Here is a 17,459-nt window from a genome sequence, read left to right on the forward strand (position 1 = left end):
CTCAACTCAAACCATGCCCCTCGGCAAGGTAGTCCGCGCTCTGCATTTCCTCCAGGCGGCTGACCGTCCGCTGGAATTCAAAATTGCCATCGCCCGCCGGATACAGCCCGGCTGGCTCGGCATCGGCGGCGGCGAGCAGCTTGACCCTATGTTCGTAAAGCTGGTCGATCAGCGTCACGAACCGTGCCGCCTCATTACGCATCTCGCGGCCCATCACCGGAATGCCGACGATGATCACGGTGTGGAAGCGACGCGCGATAGCGAGATAATCGGCGGCCCCTCGCGCGTCCCCGCACAGCCGCTTGAAAGAGAAAACTGCGACCCCCTTCAATGATTTGGGCACGCGCAGCATCCGCCCCACGCCGACCTCCAGCTCCTCGGTCGGCACATGGGCGCGGTCCTCAACCGGATAGTCGGTCAGCCTGAAAAACGCCTCGCTCAGCGCCGCGCTCGCCGACGCACCATTGGGCACGTGCCACGTCGAAACGCCCTGCAGACGGTCAAGCCGGTAATCGGTCGGGCCGTTAAGCGACACGACCGTCAGTCGCGCCTCGAGCAAGCCGATGAAGGGGAGGAACAGCTCGCGATTGAGGCCGTCCTTGTAAAGATCGGCGGGCGGGCGATTCGATGTCGTCATAAGCCGCACCCCTTCGTCGATCAGTGCGGTGAACAGGCGCGACATGATCATTGCGTCGGCCGGATTGGTCACCATCATCTCGTCGAACGCAAGAAAGCGGACCTCGCGGCCATAGTTCTTCGCCACCGCCAGCAACGGGTCGCCCTCTTCGCTCGCCCGCGCCGCATGCAGCTGTTCGTGCACTTCCAGCATGAAGGCATTGAAGTGCGTCCGCCGTTTCGGCGCGATGGCGATGTGGGCGAAAGCGAGGTCCATCAGCATGGACTTGCCGCGCCCGACGCCGCCCCACAGGTAGACGCCGACCGGGCCGTCCTGCGGCTTTCCCAAAAGGCGGCTCACCAGGCCGGGCGGCTTGGCGGCGGCGAACGCATCGAGCGCCTCGGCGGCACGCCCCTGATCGGGATCGGGCTTGAGTTCTCCAGCCGCGACCAGCGCGGCATAGGCGCGGCAAACCGGGCCGCTCATCCGCGCGGCTTAAGGCGCTTCAGCGTTCCGGTGAAGCTGCTAGTGGTTTTGCCGTCCTGCTCGCAATGACCCGACAGGAAGACGAGCCCGCCGCGCGTCTGCCCGACCATGCGGACAAAGGCATCGAGCGGCGTGCCGGCCATCGTGCGGGCAATGAAATGGGTCGCGCAATCGAGCGTGACATAGCGGCCCGGTGTCCGCCCGATGATCTTCGCCCCCGCGAAAATCGCCATGTCGATGAACGTCATCACCGCCCCGCCATGAATCGACCCGCCGAGATTGAGCATCGTCCCGGTCGGATTCATCCGGACCTGAACGATGCCGTCACTAGCGTCGCGATAGCAAAGCTGCCCGATCGACGCGGCGAAGCTGTCGGGCGGAATTGCATCGAACGAGAGCCACGCACCGCCCCCACCACCATCGCTCACGCCGCGCGTTCCACCATCAATTTCTTGGTCTCGGCGATCGCCTTGGCCGGGTTGAGCCCCTTGGGGCAGACTGTAGCGCAGTTCATGATCGTGTGGCAGCGATAGAGGCGGAACGGATCTTCGAGCTGATCGAGTCGCTCGCCGGTCATCTCGTCGCGGCTGTCGGCGAGCCAACGATAGGCCTGAAGCAGGATTGCAGGTCCGAGGAACCGGTCGCTGTTCCACCAATAGCTCGGACAGCTGGTCGAGCAGCAGGCGCACAGGATGCACTCATACAGGCCATCGACCTTCGAGCGATCCTCCGGCGACTGCAGCCGCTCCTTGCCCGACGGCGGCGGCGAGGCGCTCTTCAGCCACGGCTGGATCGAGGCATATTGCGCGTAGAAATGGGTGAAGTCGGGGACCAGGTCCTTGACCACGTCCATGTGCGGCAGCGGCGTGATCCGCACCTCGCCCTTCAGATCCTCGATCGCGGTGGTGCAGGCCAGCCCGTTCTTGCCCGCCATGTTCATCGAGCACGACCCGCAAATCCCCTCGCGGCACGAGCGGCGGAAGGTCAGCGTCGGGTCCTGCTCATTCTTGATCTTGATCAGCGCGTCGAGGATCATCGGCCCGCATTTGTCCAGGTCGATGGTGTAGCTGTCGTAGCGCGGGTTGCGACCGCTGTCGGGGTCGTAGCGGTAAATCTTGAACGACTTCAACCGCGCACCCTGGTCGGGGGCATGCGACTTGCCCTTTTTGATGACGCTGTTCTTCGGAAGCGTGAATTCGGCCACTAACGGCTCCTGCACAAGGGGTTGCCGGAGCCGCTACCATGAGGCACGCAGGGTTTCAAACTCTACTGAACGAGACGGTCACTCTATCGATCGGTTGCCGCAGCCAGGACCTCGGCGGCATGACCCGGCACCTTGACCTTACGCCATGCCCTGACGATCTTGCCGGCCTGGATCAGTAAGGTGGCGCGCTCCATGCCCATATACTTGCGGCCGTACATCGATTTCTCGACCCAGGTGCCGAACGCCTCGCTCAGCGCGCCGTCCTCGTCGCTAGCCAGCGCAACCTTCAGCTCATATTTGGCGATGAACTTGTCGTGCTTCTTCATCGCATCGCGCGACACGCCCACGACGCGGACGCCGACCTTGGCGAAGTCAGGCGCCAGTTCGGTAAAGTCCTGCGCTTCCTTCGTGCAGCCCGAGGTGTCGTCCTTGGGATAGAAATAGAGCACGGTCGTGCCCGGCCCCGCGAGGTTGAGATTGCTCCCGTCGCTCAAGGGCAGCGTCATCGCTGGAACCGCATCACCTTCACCGATCATTCCGAACCTCCTGCCACGTCGCCGCGATCCTTTGCCGCGCCGCGGCCTGCGCGTCCAGCAGCGCGGGCCAGTCGGGCAGGCCGCACACCGTCGCCACCAGCTGCTGGCTGGCCGTCGCCGGCTCGCCCCCCGGCGCGACCAGCCGCATGATCACGAGCATCCGCGTCAAGAGGTCGAAATCCTGCGCCAACACTGGGTCGATCAACCCGCCCGTGGCAAGCGCGGCAATCGCCAGCGCCATGTTCGGGTCGAGGCCGACGCCGCTAGTCAGCTGCAGCGTCTGCACCGCAAACTCCAGATCGACCAGCCCGCCTTCGCCCAGCTTAATGTCGAGCGACCCGGTCGGGGGCTTGTGCCGCGCCATCTCCCACCGCATCCGCTTGGCGTCGGCGCGAGTCGCCGCCGGATCGGTCGGCAGACGCAACAATGTGTCGATCAGCGTAGTAATCCGCGCCCGACCTTCTCGCGTCCCGTAGACCGGGCGGGCTCGGGTCAGCGCCATCCGCTCCCACGTCCACGCCTGCTCGCGCTGATAGGCATCGAACGCGGCGACATGGACCGCCAGCATGCCCTTGGCTCCCTCGGGCCGCAGCCTCGTATCGACTTCGTACAGCGGACCTGCCGCTGTCGGGACACTGAGCGAAGCGACGATCCGGCTCGCCAGCCGGTTGTAATAGTCAGTCGCGGTCAGCGATTTCGCGCCGTCGGACGCGCTTCCCGCCGCCGCATCGAACAGGAAGATCAGGTCGAGGTCGGAGGCATTCGTCAGCGCCCGCCCGCCTAATCGACCAAGCGCGAGAATGACCATCTCGCCGCCCGCGACACGGCCATGAGACTCGGCGAAGTCGCGTTCGGTCGCCGCCGCCAGCGCGTCGATCGCCCCCTCGGCAAGGTCGCTGTAGGCCGCCGCCATCAGCATCGGCTTGCGCACTCCGGCGACCAGCTGCACGCCATAGGCGAAGCGGCGCTCGTTGATCATCCGCCGCGCTAGTTCGAGGGCGCGATCGAGCGGCTCATTGACAATGGCCGACGACAGCAGGGTGGAGATCATCGCCGCATCGGGCGGCTGATCGAAGCTCGAATCATCGACCAGCCCATCGAGGAGAGCCGGCCGCACTGCGAGCTGCTCGGCCAGCACCGGGGCATGGCTCAGCACCCGCGCAAGATAGTCGGCAAGCAGCGGTCTCGCCTCGAGCAGGCGAAAAAGATTGACCCCGCTCGGCATCCGCTCGACGACGTCGGCGAAGCGGTTAAGCGCATGGGCCGGGTCGCCCGCCCGCGCGATCGCCTCGAGCAGCGTCGGCAACATCGCCTCGAACGCCGCCAGCGCTGGGGCCGAGCGCAGCGCCTTGGCCCGGCCCGAACGCCAGTCGCCGATCCGCCTGACGACCGTCTCGACATCCGTGAACCCGAGCTTGGCGAGTTCATCGCGAAGCAGCGCGGGGTCGATCGACAGGCGTTTACTCGGCTGGTCGACCAGCTTGTCGAACTGGCGACTGACCGCTTCGACATGCGGGGCGAGGCTGGCGAGCAGCGTCGATCCGTCGTCGAGCCCGCCGAGCCGTGCGACCGCATCGAGCGCCGCCGGATCGAGCGGCAGGCGGTGGGTCTGCTGGTCATCGATCATCTGCACACGATGCTCGGCGGTGCGCAGCGCGCGGTACGCCTCGGCCAGAGCCGCCGCGACCTCCCGCTCGAGATGCCCCGCCGCCGCCAAGTCGCGCAGCGCGTCGAGGGTCGCCGGCGCTCGCAGCCCCGGTTCGCGCCCGCCGTGGATCAGCTGCGGCACCTGGGTAAAGAACTCGACCTCGCGGATGCCGCCTTGGCCGCGCTTCAGATCATAGCCGGGGCCGAACGCCTGCCCCTGCGCATAATGGTCGCGGATGCGCAGCGAGACCTGGCGGATCTCGTCGATCGCACCGAAATCGACCGCCCTTCGCCACACGAACGGCTTGATTTCGTCGAGAAACCGCTGGCCGAGCGCCTTGTCCCCGCCCGCGGCTCGGGCGCGGATGAATGCCGCCCGTTCCCACGGCAGGGCACTGCTTTCATAATGGGTGATGGCCGCGTCGACCGGCAGCACGATCGGCGTCACTTCGGGCGAAGGGCGCAGGCGCAAGTCGACCCGCTGCACATAGCCGTCGCCGGTCCGGGCCTGGAGCAGCTCGACGATCCGCTTGCCGATCCGCACCGCCGCCTCGCCCGGCTCGTCCCGCTCGCGACGCGGCAGGGTGCACGGGTCGAACAGCAGGATCAAGTCGATGTCGGAGGAATAATTAAGCTCGCCGCTGCCAAGCTTACCCAGCGCCAGTACCGCCAACCCCTGCGGCTCGGCGTCGGGCACGCGCTCCGTGATCGCTGTCGCAACGGCGAGGTCGAGCGCATCGTCGGCGAAGCGGCTCAGCGCCGTCGTGACCTCCTCGAGCGACAATTCGCCGGCAAGATCGCCGAGTGCTACCGCCATTGCCAATGCCCGGCGGCGTTGGCGAAGCGCCGCCCCGACGTCGCCCGATCCGCTCGCCAGGGCCTGCGCAATAGTGGCCTGGGCACCGTCAGTGACAAAGGATTCTGCCAAGTCCGGGAGCGCCGCGATCGCATCGCGCAGGAAGGGCGCATGGCGGCTTGCGCGATCGACAATCGCGCCGCGATGCGCCTGGGGTGTTGTGTCGTTCAAGCCACGCTAATGGACGAAACGCCGGAAAACGGAAACCTGAAGCTTACTCGCACGTTGAGTTGCCGATGACCGTCATCCGCCCTTTCAAGCCGGAGTCGGAGAACAACCCAAAGGATCGCTGCTTGATCAGGGTAGATTTTCCATCGTCCCAGGCCGGTATCACCGCCGCCCTTCGCCGCGCCTTTCAAGCACCCGGCGTCGTGCCAGCGGGCGATTCCGCTTTCGAAGAGTTGCTGCGGCGGCTCAACTGAGCGCTACCGCGCTCGTTCAGCGCTCCATTTCGCGGTCGCGGCTGAGATGGTCGACTTCACCCATGATAGCCTGCAGCGCGGTTTTGTCCGGGTCGGTGCGATGCTGACGCCGCGACGGCAACTTGCCATTGGTCATCAGTTCTTCCAGTGCGACGCGCCCACGCGCCACCCGGCTTTTGATTGTACCGACGGCGCAGCCGCAGATTTCGGCCGCTTCCTCATAAGCGAAGCCGCCTGCACCGACCAGAATTAGTGCCTCGCGCTGGGGCTGCGGCAAATACATCAGCGCGCGCTGCATGTCGCCAAGTTCGATATGCTTGTCCTGACTCGCCGGCGCGGCGAGAATCTTGGCGGCGGTGATATCGTCCCACTCGCCCTTAAACCGGGCGCGGCGCATCTGGCTGAGGAACAGGTTGCGCAGGATGATGAAGGTCCAGGCGCGCATATTAGTCCCGGCCTGGAACCGCTTGCGTGCGGCCCACGCCTTGAGCAGCGTTTCCTGGACGAGGTCGTCGGCAAGATCCCGGCTGCCTGACAGCGACCGGCCAAAGGCACGCAGATGCGAGATCACCGCACCCAGTTGGTCCTTGAATTCGTCGTCCGGTAAGGGCACCGGCTCAGGGCGCGGCGCGTCATCCAACTCGTCATCGTTTTCGTCGTCGATCAAGTGCCCCACCCTTGCAGGCTCGCCGCCCGAGGCGCGCAAACGGTTCATATGCTGTGCAGTGGCCAAGCAGGCTAATCGCTTAGCGCGCGATGAACAAGATGATCGCGAACGCCACGATGATGAGGCTCAGGCTGGCGACCAGCACAATACGATTCACTTTCGAGGCACTCCCGGCGCGCGCCTCGGTTGTCGTCAGATGTTCAAGCTGATCGTCGTTCATTGTGTCGATAACCCTGCAATATGTTCAATTCGCAGGAGTAACGAGTCACGCGCCGGGCTGTTCCCTCGTCTGCTCAAGCCACCGGGGCTGTGGCGGCATCAAAGAACAGCGCCTGGCTGATCGCCGCCTTTACGGTCGACCGCTGGAACGGCTTGGTGATCAGAAACGTCGGTTCCGGACGCGTTCCCGTCAGCAACCGTTCGGGAAAGGCCGTGATGAAGATCACCGGCACCGAAAATTCGGCAAGGATGTCCTTGACTGCGTCGATCCCGCTGGAATCGTCCGCCAACTGGATGTCGGCCAATACCAGGCCGGGGGGATGCTGACGCGCCTGAGCGACCGCCTCGTCCCGAGTCACAGCAACGCCGGTGACATTGTGACCAAGATCGCGGACGATGGTCTCGATGTCCATCGCTATGATCGGCTCATCCTCGATGATCAACACGTCGGCAAGCGTCTGACGCTCGATCTCGGCGAGCGCCTCGGCGACGAGCGAATCGACGTCGGCAGGGCTTGCGCCGATGAGATAGCCGGTGTCGTCGGTCGAGAATCCTTCGAGCGACGTCAGGAGCAGCGCCTGACGCGACAGCGGGGTGATCCGTGACAGGCGGGCGCGGGCGATACCCTCCGCCTTGCCATAGTCGTCGGTCGGCTCTTCGCCTTCTTCGATGTTCGCACTTGCCCAAATGACGTGGAAAATACGGTACAAACCGAGTCGGGGATCGACATCGCGCGGAAAATCTTCGGGCGACGCCACGATTGCTTCCAGACTTGCCCGGACGAAGGCGTCACCATGGGCCTGGCTGCCCGTCAGGGCGCGTGCATAGCGGCGCAGGAACGGGAGGTGGGGAGCAAGGTCCTGACCAAGCGACATGGATTGATGAACTCCTGTGGTGGCGCCGGCCCTATTGGGCGCGGGTCAACGACGATGCAAGTGCAGGACAGTGACGTGCCAAAATGGCACGCCGCCACAAACCCGTCGACCGCGCGCTTAACCGGTGGAACAAAGCAGCGCCCATATGGTTTCATGTGCGAGATGTCATTTCCATGACACGCTGTTTCGCTCGTCGCCCGGTGGATTGACGTTGCAAAATTTCTTGTCATAGGGGCCTCGGTCGCCCCGATACGTTATGGTGCGGGGCCAGTGTTTTGGTCGCGTTTTTGCAGTCGTTGCATACGCGCGAGGGGGTCGAGAGGTTGAGTGGCAGCGGAAAAGCCGAAAAGCCTGGCAGTGCTCCGCCTGCGACCGGCCAACAGCGTGATTTGGCATCGAAAAAAAGAGTATCCAATGCCCCGTCCGATGTCAGTCGGGCGCTGCGATCGGTCTACGATGACACGCTTCGTGAAGACATCCCCTCTGATCTCAAGGAACTCCTCGGTCGCCTTGGCTGATCGGCCAATCATTGCGGCCGTGATTTAGTGCGTTCGTGGTTCCACCGCCTGCCGACAGCGGCCAAGCTGCTACTGCTTATATCGCTTGCCCTGCTGCCGATCGGGCTGGCGATGATCTGGGCCGCGCAAACCAGCATCGCCGGCGCCAACGCGGCCCTCGACCGACGAGCAGAGGAGCAGGACCAGGCAGTCGCGCGTTCGATCGAGGCGCTGATCGCCCGCAATGCCCTAGCGTTGCGGATCGCCGCCAACGGCGCGCTGGCATCTCCCGGTGCCAACGATTGCGACGAGGTACGACGCTCGCTGGCAATCACCCCCGCCATCTCCCGCAGCTTCGCCATCGAAACACTCGACGGACAAGAGCATTGCTCGACCGAAGGATACCGCCAGCCGGTGAGCGGTCGCGTCCCGGCCCCAGGCGGCATTGCCATGTGGCTCAGTCCTGCCGACCGTGCGCTCTTCGTGCGGGTTTCCGTCGCCAATGGCCTAGCCACCGACATCATCCCGTTAGGTGACATCGCGGCCGCAGCGCGTGACATCAACCCGACGATCCGCATCCTCCATCTCGATGACGGGATCAACGTCGCGTCGGTCATCGGCAACTCGATCGCGAGCGGGGCCAACCACCGCAATGAACTTCGCAACATTGCCGCCGGCCAGCTGTCGGTCCGGGTTACGGCCCCGGCCAATCATCTGACCATCAGCGAATCGCTGGCATTGCTTCTGCCGCTGGCGATGTGGTTCGCGGCAGCGCTGATCGGGTGGCTGGTCATGACCCGACTGCTGATCCGTCCGCTGCGACGGATGGAGCGCGCCGTTTCGACCTATGACCCGCGCGCCGGCCCGTTCGCAATGCCGCAGCGAATCGGCCCGGCGGTCGAAATCGAGAGCCTCGGCGAAGCTTTTTCCCGCGCTGTCGCCCGGATCGAAACGTCCGAGCACGAAATGGGCGCTGCGTTGGAGGGTCAGCGGCGGCTCGTCCGCGAGGTTCACCATCGGGTGAAGAACAACCTCCAGGTCGTCGCGTCGCTGCTCAGCATTCACGGCCGTAATGCAGAAGAAGGCGCGGGCCGGGCCGCCTATGCGGCGATCGGGCGACGAGTCGATGCGCTCGCCGTCGTCCACCGCAACCATTTCGCTGAAGGCGAAGCCAATCGCGGCATCGCACTGCGTCCGCTGCTGACCGAACTTGCCGCAGGCCTGCGCGGATCGGCACCCGAAACGGCCCAAAAGACCGCGATCGGGCTCGACGCCGACAATGCCCATACGACGCAGGACGTCGCCGTCGCGGTCGCTTTCCTGCTGACCGAGGTCGTTGAATTTTCGATGCTTAACCTGCCCGACGCACCGATCGAAATCGACCTGCGGCGGACCGGTGAATTGACCGCGCGCCTGACTCTGGACACGGCGGCGCTGTCCGCGCCAGACTCCGCCGACATTAGCCGGATCCAATTCGAGCGGATCATCACCGGCCTGGCCCGACAGCTTCGTTCGTCGCTTGAAATGCGGCTCGGTCGGCTCAGCGTCGCGCTGCCGATATTTCCCATTTAGAAAAGTCAAAAGCAGGCCGATTAATTTGCGAGCAGTGGGAACCCGCTCGGAATTAGCCGCGTTGTACACTTCGGATAGCGACTCTTTGCCCCCCCGCTCTCGCTATCCGGTCTAATGGGCCCGGAACCGTCAACCCTCCCCCCCCGGTAGCGTTTCCGGGCCCAAAAATCTGCTAGACCATTAACCTGGCACCCTTCCACAACCGAAGCCGAGGACACGAGCCTAAATGGCTGTTCCGTCAACGCGCCGCGACGCGCGCCAATGGGTGATATGGATGGCGATAATCGCCAGTTCGTAGAGCGCATAGAGCGGCCCGGCGAGTAGCAGCATCGATACGGCGTCGGGCGGGGTCAGTACCGCCGACACCGCCAGGACGCTGACGATCGCATAGCGCCGCGAGGTCGCGAGCTGCTGACGGGTGACGAGGCCAGCGCGCTCGAGGATCATCAGCAGGATCGGGAGCAGGAATGCGACCCCGAAGCCGAACAGGAAGCGGGTCACGAAGCTTAGGTAATTGCCGACCCCTGGCAGCGCCTCTTGTTGGATGCCGCCGATGTTGCCCTGATAACTAAGCAGATAGCGCAGCGCGAACGGCATGGTGACGAAATAGGCGAAGGCCGCCCCGCCGATGAAGAAAAAGGGCGTCAGCAGCAGGAAAGGCAGAAACGCCTTCTTCTCCTTGGCGTACATCCCCGGCGCGACGAACCGCCAGATCTGCGTCGCGATGACCGGAAAGCTGAGCATTAGCGCGGCAAACAGCGCGACCTTTACCTCGACGAAAAAGGCCTCGAAGATGTCGGTGTAGATAATCTTGCCCTGCCCGGCCTGAATCAACGGCTGCACGAGGACGGCGAAGATGTTGCGCGCCTGGGTTAGGCACAGGCCAAACGTCACCGCCAGCGTCGCCAAGCTCCACAGCAGCCGCCGGCGGAGCTCAATCAGATGCTCGAGCAGCGGCTGCTTACTGTCGTCAATATCCTTCACGGCAAATCACGCCGCGGTAGGTCGAGCGGAAGGGTCGGTTCTTCAGCAGGCGGCGCGGCGTCGGTCATCGCCGGTGTAGCGGCAGAAACTGGCAAGGGCGTAGGCTCCGCATAGCTCCCGCTGGTCGGAAATTGCGCCATGATTCGCGCATTCTCCTCGCGCCATTTCTTCTCCATCTCCTCGAGCTCGGCCTCACGCATGATATTCTCGATGCCGGCGGTGAAGTGACGCGCCATGCCGCGGGCGCGACCGACCCACTGGCCGACCACGCGCATCACGCGCGGCAAATCCTTGGGGCCAATGAAGATCAGCGCCGCGATGGCAACGATGATCAGTTCCGAACTGTCGACGCCGAACACGGCGGGCTTCCTTGCGGTTAGCGCGCCTGGTCGCTTGGCGGAGGTGCAACCGGATCGGCATGCGGCGGCTGCGGGGTCAGCTCGATCGGCGGCGTGCTCTGCTGCGACTGCTGCTGGCTGTAGGGCAGCTGTTGCGTCGGCGGGACGACCGGCTTGTCGTCGTCGGACATGCCCTGCTTGAAGCTTTTCAGCCCCTTGGCGACGTCCCCCATCATCGCGCTGAAGCGGTTGCCGCCGAACAGCAGCAGGACCACCACGCCGAGAATGAGCCAGTGGATGAGGCTGAAACCGCCCATGAAATTCACTCCAAAATAAGGCCGTACGCTCTATCTAGTCCTCATCGCCCACTGTTTCCAGCGATTGCGGGGTTTCGAGCGCCAGCGATAGCGCCGCCTCGTCGAGCGGATCGAGTAATCCGGCCGCGCGCAAGTCGTCGATCCCCGGCAGGTCGCGCCGCGAGGCCAACCCAAAATGGGTGAGGAAGGCCGGTGTCGTCGCATAGAGCAGGGGCCGACCCGGGCTCTCCCGCCGTCCCGCCGCCCGCACCCATCCGGCCTCCATCAGCACGTCGATCGTGCCCTTGCTGATCTGCACTCCGCGGATCGCCTCGATCTCGGCGCGAGTCGCGGGCTCGTGATAGGCAATAATCGCGAGGCATTCGGTCGCGGCGCGCGACAGGCGGCGCGGCTCATCGCGGGTGCGCCGGAGAAGGTGGGCGAGATCGGGCGCGGTCTGGAAATGCCACCGCCCGCCGCGCTCGACCAGCTCGACGCCATGCCCGGCATAACGTTCGGCCAGATCGGCCAGCCCGGCGGCGACGTCCCCCTCGCCGACGTGGAGCACGATGTCCTCGGGAGTAAGCGGCTCGGACGAAGCGAATAGCACCGCTTCGATCGATCGCAGGAGATGGTCCATCAACTTGCGCGGCGCAGGCGGAGTGGGGCGAATGCCTCGTCCTGCTGAAGGTCTAGCCGTCCCTGCCGGGCCAGCTCCAGTGCCGCAACGAACGACGAAGCCAGCGCGGAGCGGGCATAGGCGGAGTCGGAGCTGGCAGGCAGGAACGCTTCGATCCGGGTCCACTCGACGGCCGTCCCGACCAGCCGCGCGACCCGCTCGATGGCATCGTCCAGCGACATCACCGCGCGCTGCGCAACGATGTGGAACACCGGCTGGGTCCGCGCGCGAACCTGGCCGAAGGCAGCAAACAGCTCGAACGGGGTCGAGCGCCACGCGGAGCTGCGCACCAGCCGCAGCCCTTCCGGCGCGCCGCGCGCGAACACGTCACGGCCGATGCGGTCGCGGCCCATTAGTCGCGCACCCGCTTCGCGCATCGCGTCGAGCCGCTGCAGACGCAACTGGAGCCGCAGCGCCAGCTCCTCGGCGCTGGGATCGATCTCCGGATCCTTGGGCAGCAGCAGGCAGGATTTGAGATAGGCGAGCCACGCCGCCATGACGAGATAATCGGCCGCAATCTCGAGCCGCACCGCCTTGGCATCGTCGAGATAGGCGAGATATTGCTCGACCAGCGCGAGGATCGAAATCTCGCGCAGATCGACCTTCTGGTTGCGCGCCAGCGTCAGGAGCAGGTCAAGCGGACCTTCCCAGCCGTCGAGGCTGAGCGTCAGCCCGTCATCGGCCGGGAGTTGGAAGAATTCGGATTGCTCCATGCGGGGTCAGGCCAGCGCCAGCAGCTCGTCGCGCGTGTCGATCGCTTCGGCCAGGGTCATGCCCTCGCCGTCGGTGAAGCGCGCCGCCATCGCCCGCGCCAGCCGCGCGTCGCCGTCGGTGCCGAGCGTTCCAACGCGGTCGGCGACCAGCAGCAGTTCGTCGAATTTGCCCGAACAATGCAGCGCAACGTCACACCCCGCCGCAACGCAGGCTGCGGCGCGCTCTCCCGCGTCGCCCGACAGCGCCGCCATGCCGACATCGTCGCTCATCAAAAAGCCGTCGAAACCGATCCGATCGCGGATGATGTCGCGGATGATCAGCGGCGACTGGCTGGCCGGCCGCTCGGCATCCCACGCGCGATAGACGATGTGGCTGGTCATCGCCATCGGTGCGTCGGACAATCGCTCGAACGGCTCAAGATCGACTGCCAGTTCGGCGTGACCGGCGTCTACCACCGGCAGTTCGAGATGACTGTCGACCAGCGCCCGGCCATGTCCGGGAATATGCTTCATGACCCCGACCACCCCCGCCGACGCCAGCCCGTCGAGTTGCGCCCGGCCTAGCGCCGCGACCTGCATCGGCTCGGACCCCAGCGCGCGGTCGCCGACGATGTCGCTCGCGCCCGGCTGACGGACGTCGAGCATTGGCAAACAGTTGACGTTGATGCCAACCTCGGCCAGCGTCAGCGCGATCGCCCGCGCATTCCACCGCGCCGCCTGCATCGCCGACGATGGCGCCAGTCGATAGAGCCGGTCGAACGCCTCATTGGCCGGAAAGGCGGGCCACACCGGCGGCCGCATCCGAGCGACGCGCCCCCCCTCCTGGTCGATCAGAATTGGCAGATCGTCGCGGCCGTGGAGCGCCCGCAAAGCGTCGGTCAGCGCCCGCACCTGCTCGCGATTCTCGATATTGCGGCGGAACAGGATATACCCCGCCGGGTCGGCATCGCGAAACAGGCTGGCTTCATGCTGGCTGATTTCGGTTCCCGCCAGGCTGAGGATCGCGGCCATCATCGACCGATCACCACACAGCTTTCCCCTGCGACCCGCAGCGCCTGGCACAGCGATTTTGCATCCGCCGGAGTCGGTGCCCCCGCGCGCAGCCGGTAAAGCGAGCCGCCACTGCCGTTGCTGACCGGAACGACAATCTTGGTCATCGCGCCCAGCGTTGCGAACCGCTCCGTCAGCGCCTTCCACGCCGCCTCGGCCTTGACGCCGGACGAGAAGGCACCGAGCTGGACCACCGTCCCGCGCGCCGCTGTCGGCATCTCGGGAACGGGTCTGACGACCGGCGGCTCGACCGGTGGCTTCGTGTCGGGCGTCGGCACCTCGGCCACCACGACCGGCTTGGGCTTGGGCCGCTGGATCGGCGCGTCGGGCACCGCATTCATGTCGATCTGGCCGTCGGTATCGGCCCCGGCGCTGGTCGCGAAGGCGGTCTGGCTGTCGCCGGCGACGTCGAGTCCCCCCGGATCGGTCGGCTTGACCTTGTAGGGGCGGGAATCGGCCTTGATCAGTTCGGGCGGCCCGCTGGTCGGACCGGCATCGCGCCGCCCGAGCAGGAAGAAGGTCGCCGAGATCAGCGCCGCCGCGATGCCGACCATCAGCAATGCGGCCAGCATCTTGCGTCCCGACACCCCGCGCGGGCCATCCTCATCGGCCACGGCTTCCAACCACGGCAGCCCCTCATCATCATACGCGGCACGACGGTCACTCATTGCGAAACTTCCCCTGCTCGCCGGTCAGTAGATCACGATGCACCTCTGCTTCACGACCCGCAGCCGCTGGCAGATGATTTCGGCATTGGCCTGGGCCGGCGCAATGAACTGGACCCGGTAATAATATTTCTCGGACCCCGCCGCCTTCGATGGCGACACCGCTTTTGGCAGTGTCTCGAGCAACCCGCGATAGCGATAGCGAAATAGCTTGGCTGCCGCCTCCGCTTCACGCGCGCTGTCATAGGCACCGAGCTGAATGACATGTCCCGACGCTGCAAGCCTTGGCGACAAGGCCGGCGTCGGCGGTGGCGGCGGCATCTCGCGCTGTTGCCGCGCGACCTCGATCCGCCGCGTTTCCGCGATCTGATGAGCGGCACGGAGTTGCTCGGGCATCGGATGAGGCGCGGCGGCAGCCTGTTCGCGGGCGGCGCGTGACAGGGCCGGCGCGGCACTCTGCGCGTCGCCCGTACCGTGCCGCAACGCGGGGGCCAGCGGCGGTGCCGTGGACCCGGCCTCAGGCACGGGAAGGACCATCGGGCGAGCCTCGGGCAAGGTCGCAATCTCCGCCGGCGGCGGCGGGGCAATCGCGCGATCGAGCAGGAGTCCTGCGACCGCGACCGCGAACAGCGCAATCAGCGCGAACGGCCACGGGTTTGACTGCCTTCTCTTCGCGGGCGAAGCGGCGCGCGGCGGGCTCGTCACCGCGCCTCCTTCGCTCCGCTCGTCGCCCATCAACGCATCTCCTGCGCGGCGGCGACTCCCATCAGCGCCAGCCCGATGCGAATGACTAGCGCGATTCCCCGCGCCAGTTCCAGTCGCGCGCGAGTCAATTCTGGCTCACCCTCGAGCAGAAAGCGCCGCGCCGGGTCGTCGTTGCCGCGATTCCACAGCGAATGAAACGCCGAGGCGAGGTCGTTGAGATAGAAAGCGATACGGTGCGGCTCATGCGCTAGCGCGGCCGCTTCGACCTGACGCGGATATTGCGCGGCAAGCTTCACCAGCCCCAGTTCCTCGGCGTCGAGCAGCGTCAGGTCGGCCGCGTCGGGCAGGCCGGCCATCTCCGCCGCCTTACGCTGCAGCGACGCGATCCGCGCATGGGCATATTGGACGTAGAACACCGGATTGTCCTTCGACGCCTCGACCACCTTGGCGAAGTCGAAGTCGAGCGGGGCGTCGGCGCGGCGGGTCAGCATCATGAACCGGACGACATCCTTGCCGACTTCGCGCACGACATCGGCCAGCGTGACGAAATTGCCCGACCGCTTAGACATCTTGATCGGCTCGCCAGCGCGGAACAGGCGAACCATCTGGACCAGCTTGACGTCGAGATCGACCCGGCCGTCGGTCAGCGCCGTTACCGCCACCTTGATCCGCTTGACCGTGCCGGCGTGATCGGCGCCCCAAATGTTGACGAGGTGATCGGCCTTGCTCGCCTTCTGGAGATGATAGGCGGCATCGGCGCCGAAATAGGTCCAGCTGCCGTCCGATTTTTGCATTGGCCGATCCTGGTCGTCGCCATATTGCGACGAGCGGAACAGCGTCAGCTCGACCGGCTCCCAATCGTCATGGGTTTCGCCCTTCGGCGCCTCGAGCACACCTCGATAGACCAGACCCTTGGCGGCAAGCGTCTCCATCGCTTTAGTCACCAACCCTGCTTCCTGCAGCTCCATCTCCGAAGCGAAGACGTCGTGATGGATGCCGAGCAGGGCGAGGTCGGCGCGGATCAGGTCGAGCATCGCCGCGACCGTCTTGCGTTTGAACAGCGCGAGCCACTCGCTTTCCGGCGCGGCGGCATATTCGTTACCATATTCACTGGCCAGCGATCGCCCGATCGGGACCAGATAGTCGCCGGGATAATAGCCGTCGGGAATATCGCCGATCTGCTCGCCGAGCGCTTCGCGATAGCGCAGGTGCACCGAGCGGGCGAGCGTGTCGACTTGGCTGCCGGCGTCATTGACATAATATTCGCGCGTGACGGCGAACCCGGCCGCGACCAGCACGTTCGCCAGTGCGTCGCCGACGACCGCGCCACGGCAATGGCCCATGTGCATCGGCCCGGTCGGGTTGGCCGAGACATATTCGACATTGACCCGCTCGCCCTGGCCAACGGTTGCACGGCCATAAGCCGCGCCACTCGCCAGCATCGCCGCCAACTCCTGGCGCCACACCGCCTCGTCAAGGCGAATATTGATGAACCCCGGCCCGGCGACCTCGACCGATGCCACCCCCGGCATCGTTTCGATGAGGGGTGCGATCAGTCCGGCCAGCGCGCGCGGATCGGTCGCCGCGGGCTTGGCCAGCACCATCGCCGCATTGGTCGCCAAGTCACCGTGCGCTGCGTCTCGCGGCGGCTCGACCGCGACATTCTCTCGATCAAGTCCATCGGGCAGCGATCCGTCCGCAACGAGCGTGTCGAGGGCCTGGTCGAGCAGGCCGGCGTAGCGGGCGTAAAGTGACATGGCGGCGCGTCTAGCGCGCAGGCGGCGGCAGGTCACGCGTCACGTTGCCCAACCTGTGTTGCGGAACTCGCCCGCGCCGGAGTCGCTCATCCGACCGTATCGCCCCCATCAACATCAGTCGCACCACAACAAATCGGTAATCGTGCAACGTTTACCGCCGCTGAAAAATATCAGGAAGTCGTAATGCGTACATCATGAGCATTCGTGCCAAATTCTGCCGACCAACCCCGTGGGACCGATCGTAATGATATTGGCCATCCGCATCCTTTCCCTAGAAACGGTCGGGCAAATTGACCGGACCGATAAGCTCCTCATGGCGGGCGATGGCGAAGCGGTCGGTCATGCCGGCGATGAAGTCGCCGATGCCGCGCAGCCGCGCTACCGCCCCCTCGCCGCGCTGCCAGCCCGTCGGCAGGGTCGCCCCGCCGTCCCGATAGGCGGAGGCGAGGTCGGCGACGATCCGCTGCGCCTCGATCCGCATCGGGGTCAGCGCCGCACTGTTGTAGAGCCGATCGTAGAGGAAGCGCTTCAGCGCGCGTTCCTCTGCCGCCATTGTGTCCGAAAACCCAACCAGTGCCCGCCCTGCCAAGCGGACATCGTCGATCGTCTCGACCCCCGCCTCCACCACGCGCCGCCGGGTCTCGACGAGTACGTCGCCGACCATCGTCCCGATCA

General features: G+C 65.4%; 20 protein-coding genes and 1 pseudogene. 3 read left to right on the top strand and 18 right to left on the bottom strand.

The window, feature by feature from the left end:
• Position 1 precedes the first annotated feature (1 nt).
• The 5 genes from zapE to glnE all read right to left on the bottom strand — a co-directional run bounded on the left by zapE (position 2) and on the right by glnE (position 5,516).
• Complete coding sequence (zapE, locus tag RMN84_RS00790; RefSeq protein ID WP_309610306.1) at positions 2 to 1,102, bottom strand: cell division protein ZapE; 1,101 nt, start codon at positions 1,100 to 1,102, stop codon at positions 2 to 4.
• Positions 1,099 to 1,530 (bottom strand): PaaI family thioesterase, encoded by a 432-nt coding sequence (locus RMN84_RS00795; RefSeq protein ID WP_309610307.1) that lies wholly within the window; start codon positions 1,528 to 1,530, stop codon positions 1,099 to 1,101. The genes zapE and RMN84_RS00795 overlap by 4 nt, the downstream gene beginning before the upstream one ends.
• On the bottom strand, positions 1,527 to 2,306 hold the full coding sequence (locus RMN84_RS00800) for a succinate dehydrogenase iron-sulfur subunit (RefSeq protein ID WP_309610308.1): 780 nt from the start codon (positions 2,304 to 2,306) through the stop codon (positions 1,527 to 1,529). Before RMN84_RS00800 ends, RMN84_RS00795 begins: the two co-directional genes overlap by 4 nt.
• 83 nt (positions 2,307 to 2,389) lie before the next feature.
• Positions 2,390 to 2,842 (bottom strand): peroxiredoxin, encoded by a 453-nt coding sequence (locus tag RMN84_RS00805; RefSeq protein ID WP_309610309.1) that lies wholly within the window; start codon positions 2,840 to 2,842, stop codon positions 2,390 to 2,392.
• Positions 2,832 to 5,516, bottom strand: coding sequence for a bifunctional [glutamate--ammonia ligase]-adenylyl-L-tyrosine phosphorylase/[glutamate--ammonia-ligase] adenylyltransferase (gene glnE / locus RMN84_RS00810; protein ID WP_309610310.1), 2,685 nt, complete (start codon positions 5,514 to 5,516; stop codon positions 2,832 to 2,834). Before glnE ends, RMN84_RS00805 begins: the two co-directional genes overlap by 11 nt.
• A gap of 65 nt (positions 5,517 to 5,581) precedes the next feature.
• On the opposite strand from glnE, the gene RMN84_RS00815 reads away from it, so the two are divergent.
• Positions 5,582 to 5,767, top strand: a complete 186-nt coding sequence (locus RMN84_RS00815; RefSeq protein ID WP_309610311.1) for a hypothetical protein — start codon at positions 5,582 to 5,584, stop codon at positions 5,765 to 5,767.
• Between the two features lie 16 nt (positions 5,768 to 5,783).
• Here RMN84_RS00815 and RMN84_RS00820 read toward each other — a convergent pair whose 3' ends face one another.
• From RMN84_RS00820 to RMN84_RS00830, 3 genes are all read right to left on the bottom strand, one after another.
• Positions 5,784 to 6,434, bottom strand: a complete 651-nt coding sequence (locus RMN84_RS00820; protein ID WP_405051411.1) for a sigma-70 family RNA polymerase sigma factor — start codon at positions 6,432 to 6,434, stop codon at positions 5,784 to 5,786.
• A 79-nt stretch (positions 6,435 to 6,513) separates the two neighbouring features.
• Positions 6,514 to 6,654: a hypothetical protein gene (locus RMN84_RS00825; protein ID WP_309610313.1), complete on the bottom strand. Its 141-nt coding sequence runs from the start codon at positions 6,652 to 6,654 to the stop codon at positions 6,514 to 6,516.
• Positions 6,655 to 6,727: 73 nt separating this feature from the next.
• Positions 6,728 to 7,528 carry a response regulator gene (locus RMN84_RS00830; RefSeq protein WP_309610314.1) on the bottom strand — a complete coding sequence of 267 codons (801 nt, stop codon included), beginning with the start codon at positions 7,526 to 7,528 and terminating at the stop codon, positions 6,728 to 6,730.
• A 389-nt stretch (positions 7,529 to 7,917) separates the two neighbouring features.
• Between RMN84_RS00830 and RMN84_RS12260 the strand changes: the two genes are divergently transcribed.
• The gene (locus tag RMN84_RS12260; RefSeq protein WP_405051412.1) at positions 7,918 to 8,046 is read left to right on the top strand and encodes a NepR family anti-sigma factor; all 129 of its coding nucleotides are present in this window, start codon (positions 7,918 to 7,920) and stop codon (positions 8,044 to 8,046) included.
• A gap of 27 nt (positions 8,047 to 8,073) precedes the next feature.
• Entirely contained in the window at positions 8,074 to 9,597 is a 1,524-nt protein-coding gene (locus RMN84_RS00835) for a histidine kinase dimerization/phosphoacceptor domain -containing protein (RefSeq protein ID WP_309610315.1), read from the top strand.
• A gap of 222 nt (positions 9,598 to 9,819) precedes the next feature.
• Here RMN84_RS00835 and tatC read toward each other — a convergent pair whose 3' ends face one another.
• The 10 genes and pseudogenes from tatC to RMN84_RS00885 form a co-directional block, all read right to left on the bottom strand.
• Complete coding sequence (gene tatC, locus RMN84_RS00840) at positions 9,820 to 10,581, bottom strand: twin-arginine translocase subunit TatC (protein ID WP_309610316.1); 762 nt, start codon at positions 10,579 to 10,581, stop codon at positions 9,820 to 9,822.
• Entirely contained in the window at positions 10,578 to 10,940 is a 363-nt protein-coding gene (gene tatB / locus RMN84_RS00845) for a Sec-independent protein translocase protein TatB (protein WP_309610317.1), read from the bottom strand. Before tatB ends, tatC begins: the two co-directional genes overlap by 4 nt.
• Before the next feature lie 17 nt (positions 10,941 to 10,957).
• Complete coding sequence (locus RMN84_RS00850; protein ID WP_309610318.1) at positions 10,958 to 11,236, bottom strand: twin-arginine translocase TatA/TatE family subunit; 279 nt, start codon at positions 11,234 to 11,236, stop codon at positions 10,958 to 10,960.
• 34 nt (positions 11,237 to 11,270) lie between these two features.
• Positions 11,271 to 11,855 (bottom strand): SMC-Scp complex subunit ScpB, encoded by a 585-nt coding sequence (gene scpB, locus RMN84_RS00855; RefSeq protein WP_309610319.1) that lies wholly within the window; start codon positions 11,853 to 11,855, stop codon positions 11,271 to 11,273.
• A complete protein-coding gene (locus RMN84_RS00860) occupies positions 11,855 to 12,607 on the bottom strand; it encodes a ScpA family protein (RefSeq protein WP_309610320.1) in 753 nt (250 codons plus the stop codon). The genes scpB and RMN84_RS00860 overlap by 1 nt, the downstream gene beginning before the upstream one ends.
• Before the next feature lie 6 nt (positions 12,608 to 12,613).
• A complete protein-coding gene (gene nagZ / locus RMN84_RS00865; RefSeq protein ID WP_309610321.1) occupies positions 12,614 to 13,621 on the bottom strand; it encodes a beta-N-acetylhexosaminidase in 1,008 nt (335 codons plus the stop codon).
• Positions 13,618 to 14,325 carry an SPOR domain-containing protein gene (locus tag RMN84_RS00870; RefSeq protein WP_309610322.1) on the bottom strand — a complete coding sequence of 236 codons (708 nt, stop codon included), beginning with the start codon at positions 14,323 to 14,325 and terminating at the stop codon, positions 13,618 to 13,620. Before RMN84_RS00870 ends, nagZ begins: the two co-directional genes overlap by 4 nt.
• 24 nt (positions 14,326 to 14,349) lie before the next feature.
• Positions 14,350 to 15,057, bottom strand: coding sequence for a hypothetical protein (locus tag RMN84_RS00875; protein WP_309610323.1), 708 nt, complete (start codon positions 15,055 to 15,057; stop codon positions 14,350 to 14,352).
• Complete coding sequence (gene argS / locus RMN84_RS00880; RefSeq protein ID WP_309610324.1) at positions 15,057 to 16,784, bottom strand: arginine--tRNA ligase; 1,728 nt, start codon at positions 16,782 to 16,784, stop codon at positions 15,057 to 15,059. The genes RMN84_RS00875 and argS overlap by 1 nt, the downstream gene beginning before the upstream one ends.
• A 271-nt stretch (positions 16,785 to 17,055) precedes the next feature.
• A pseudogene (locus RMN84_RS00885) lies at positions 17,056 to 17,459 on the bottom strand (deoxyguanosinetriphosphate triphosphohydrolase); the annotation flags it as partial.

Source organism: Sphingomonas sp. (genome assembly GCF_031380695.1).
GTDB lineage: Bacteria > Pseudomonadota > Alphaproteobacteria > Sphingomonadales > Sphingomonadaceae > Sphingomicrobium.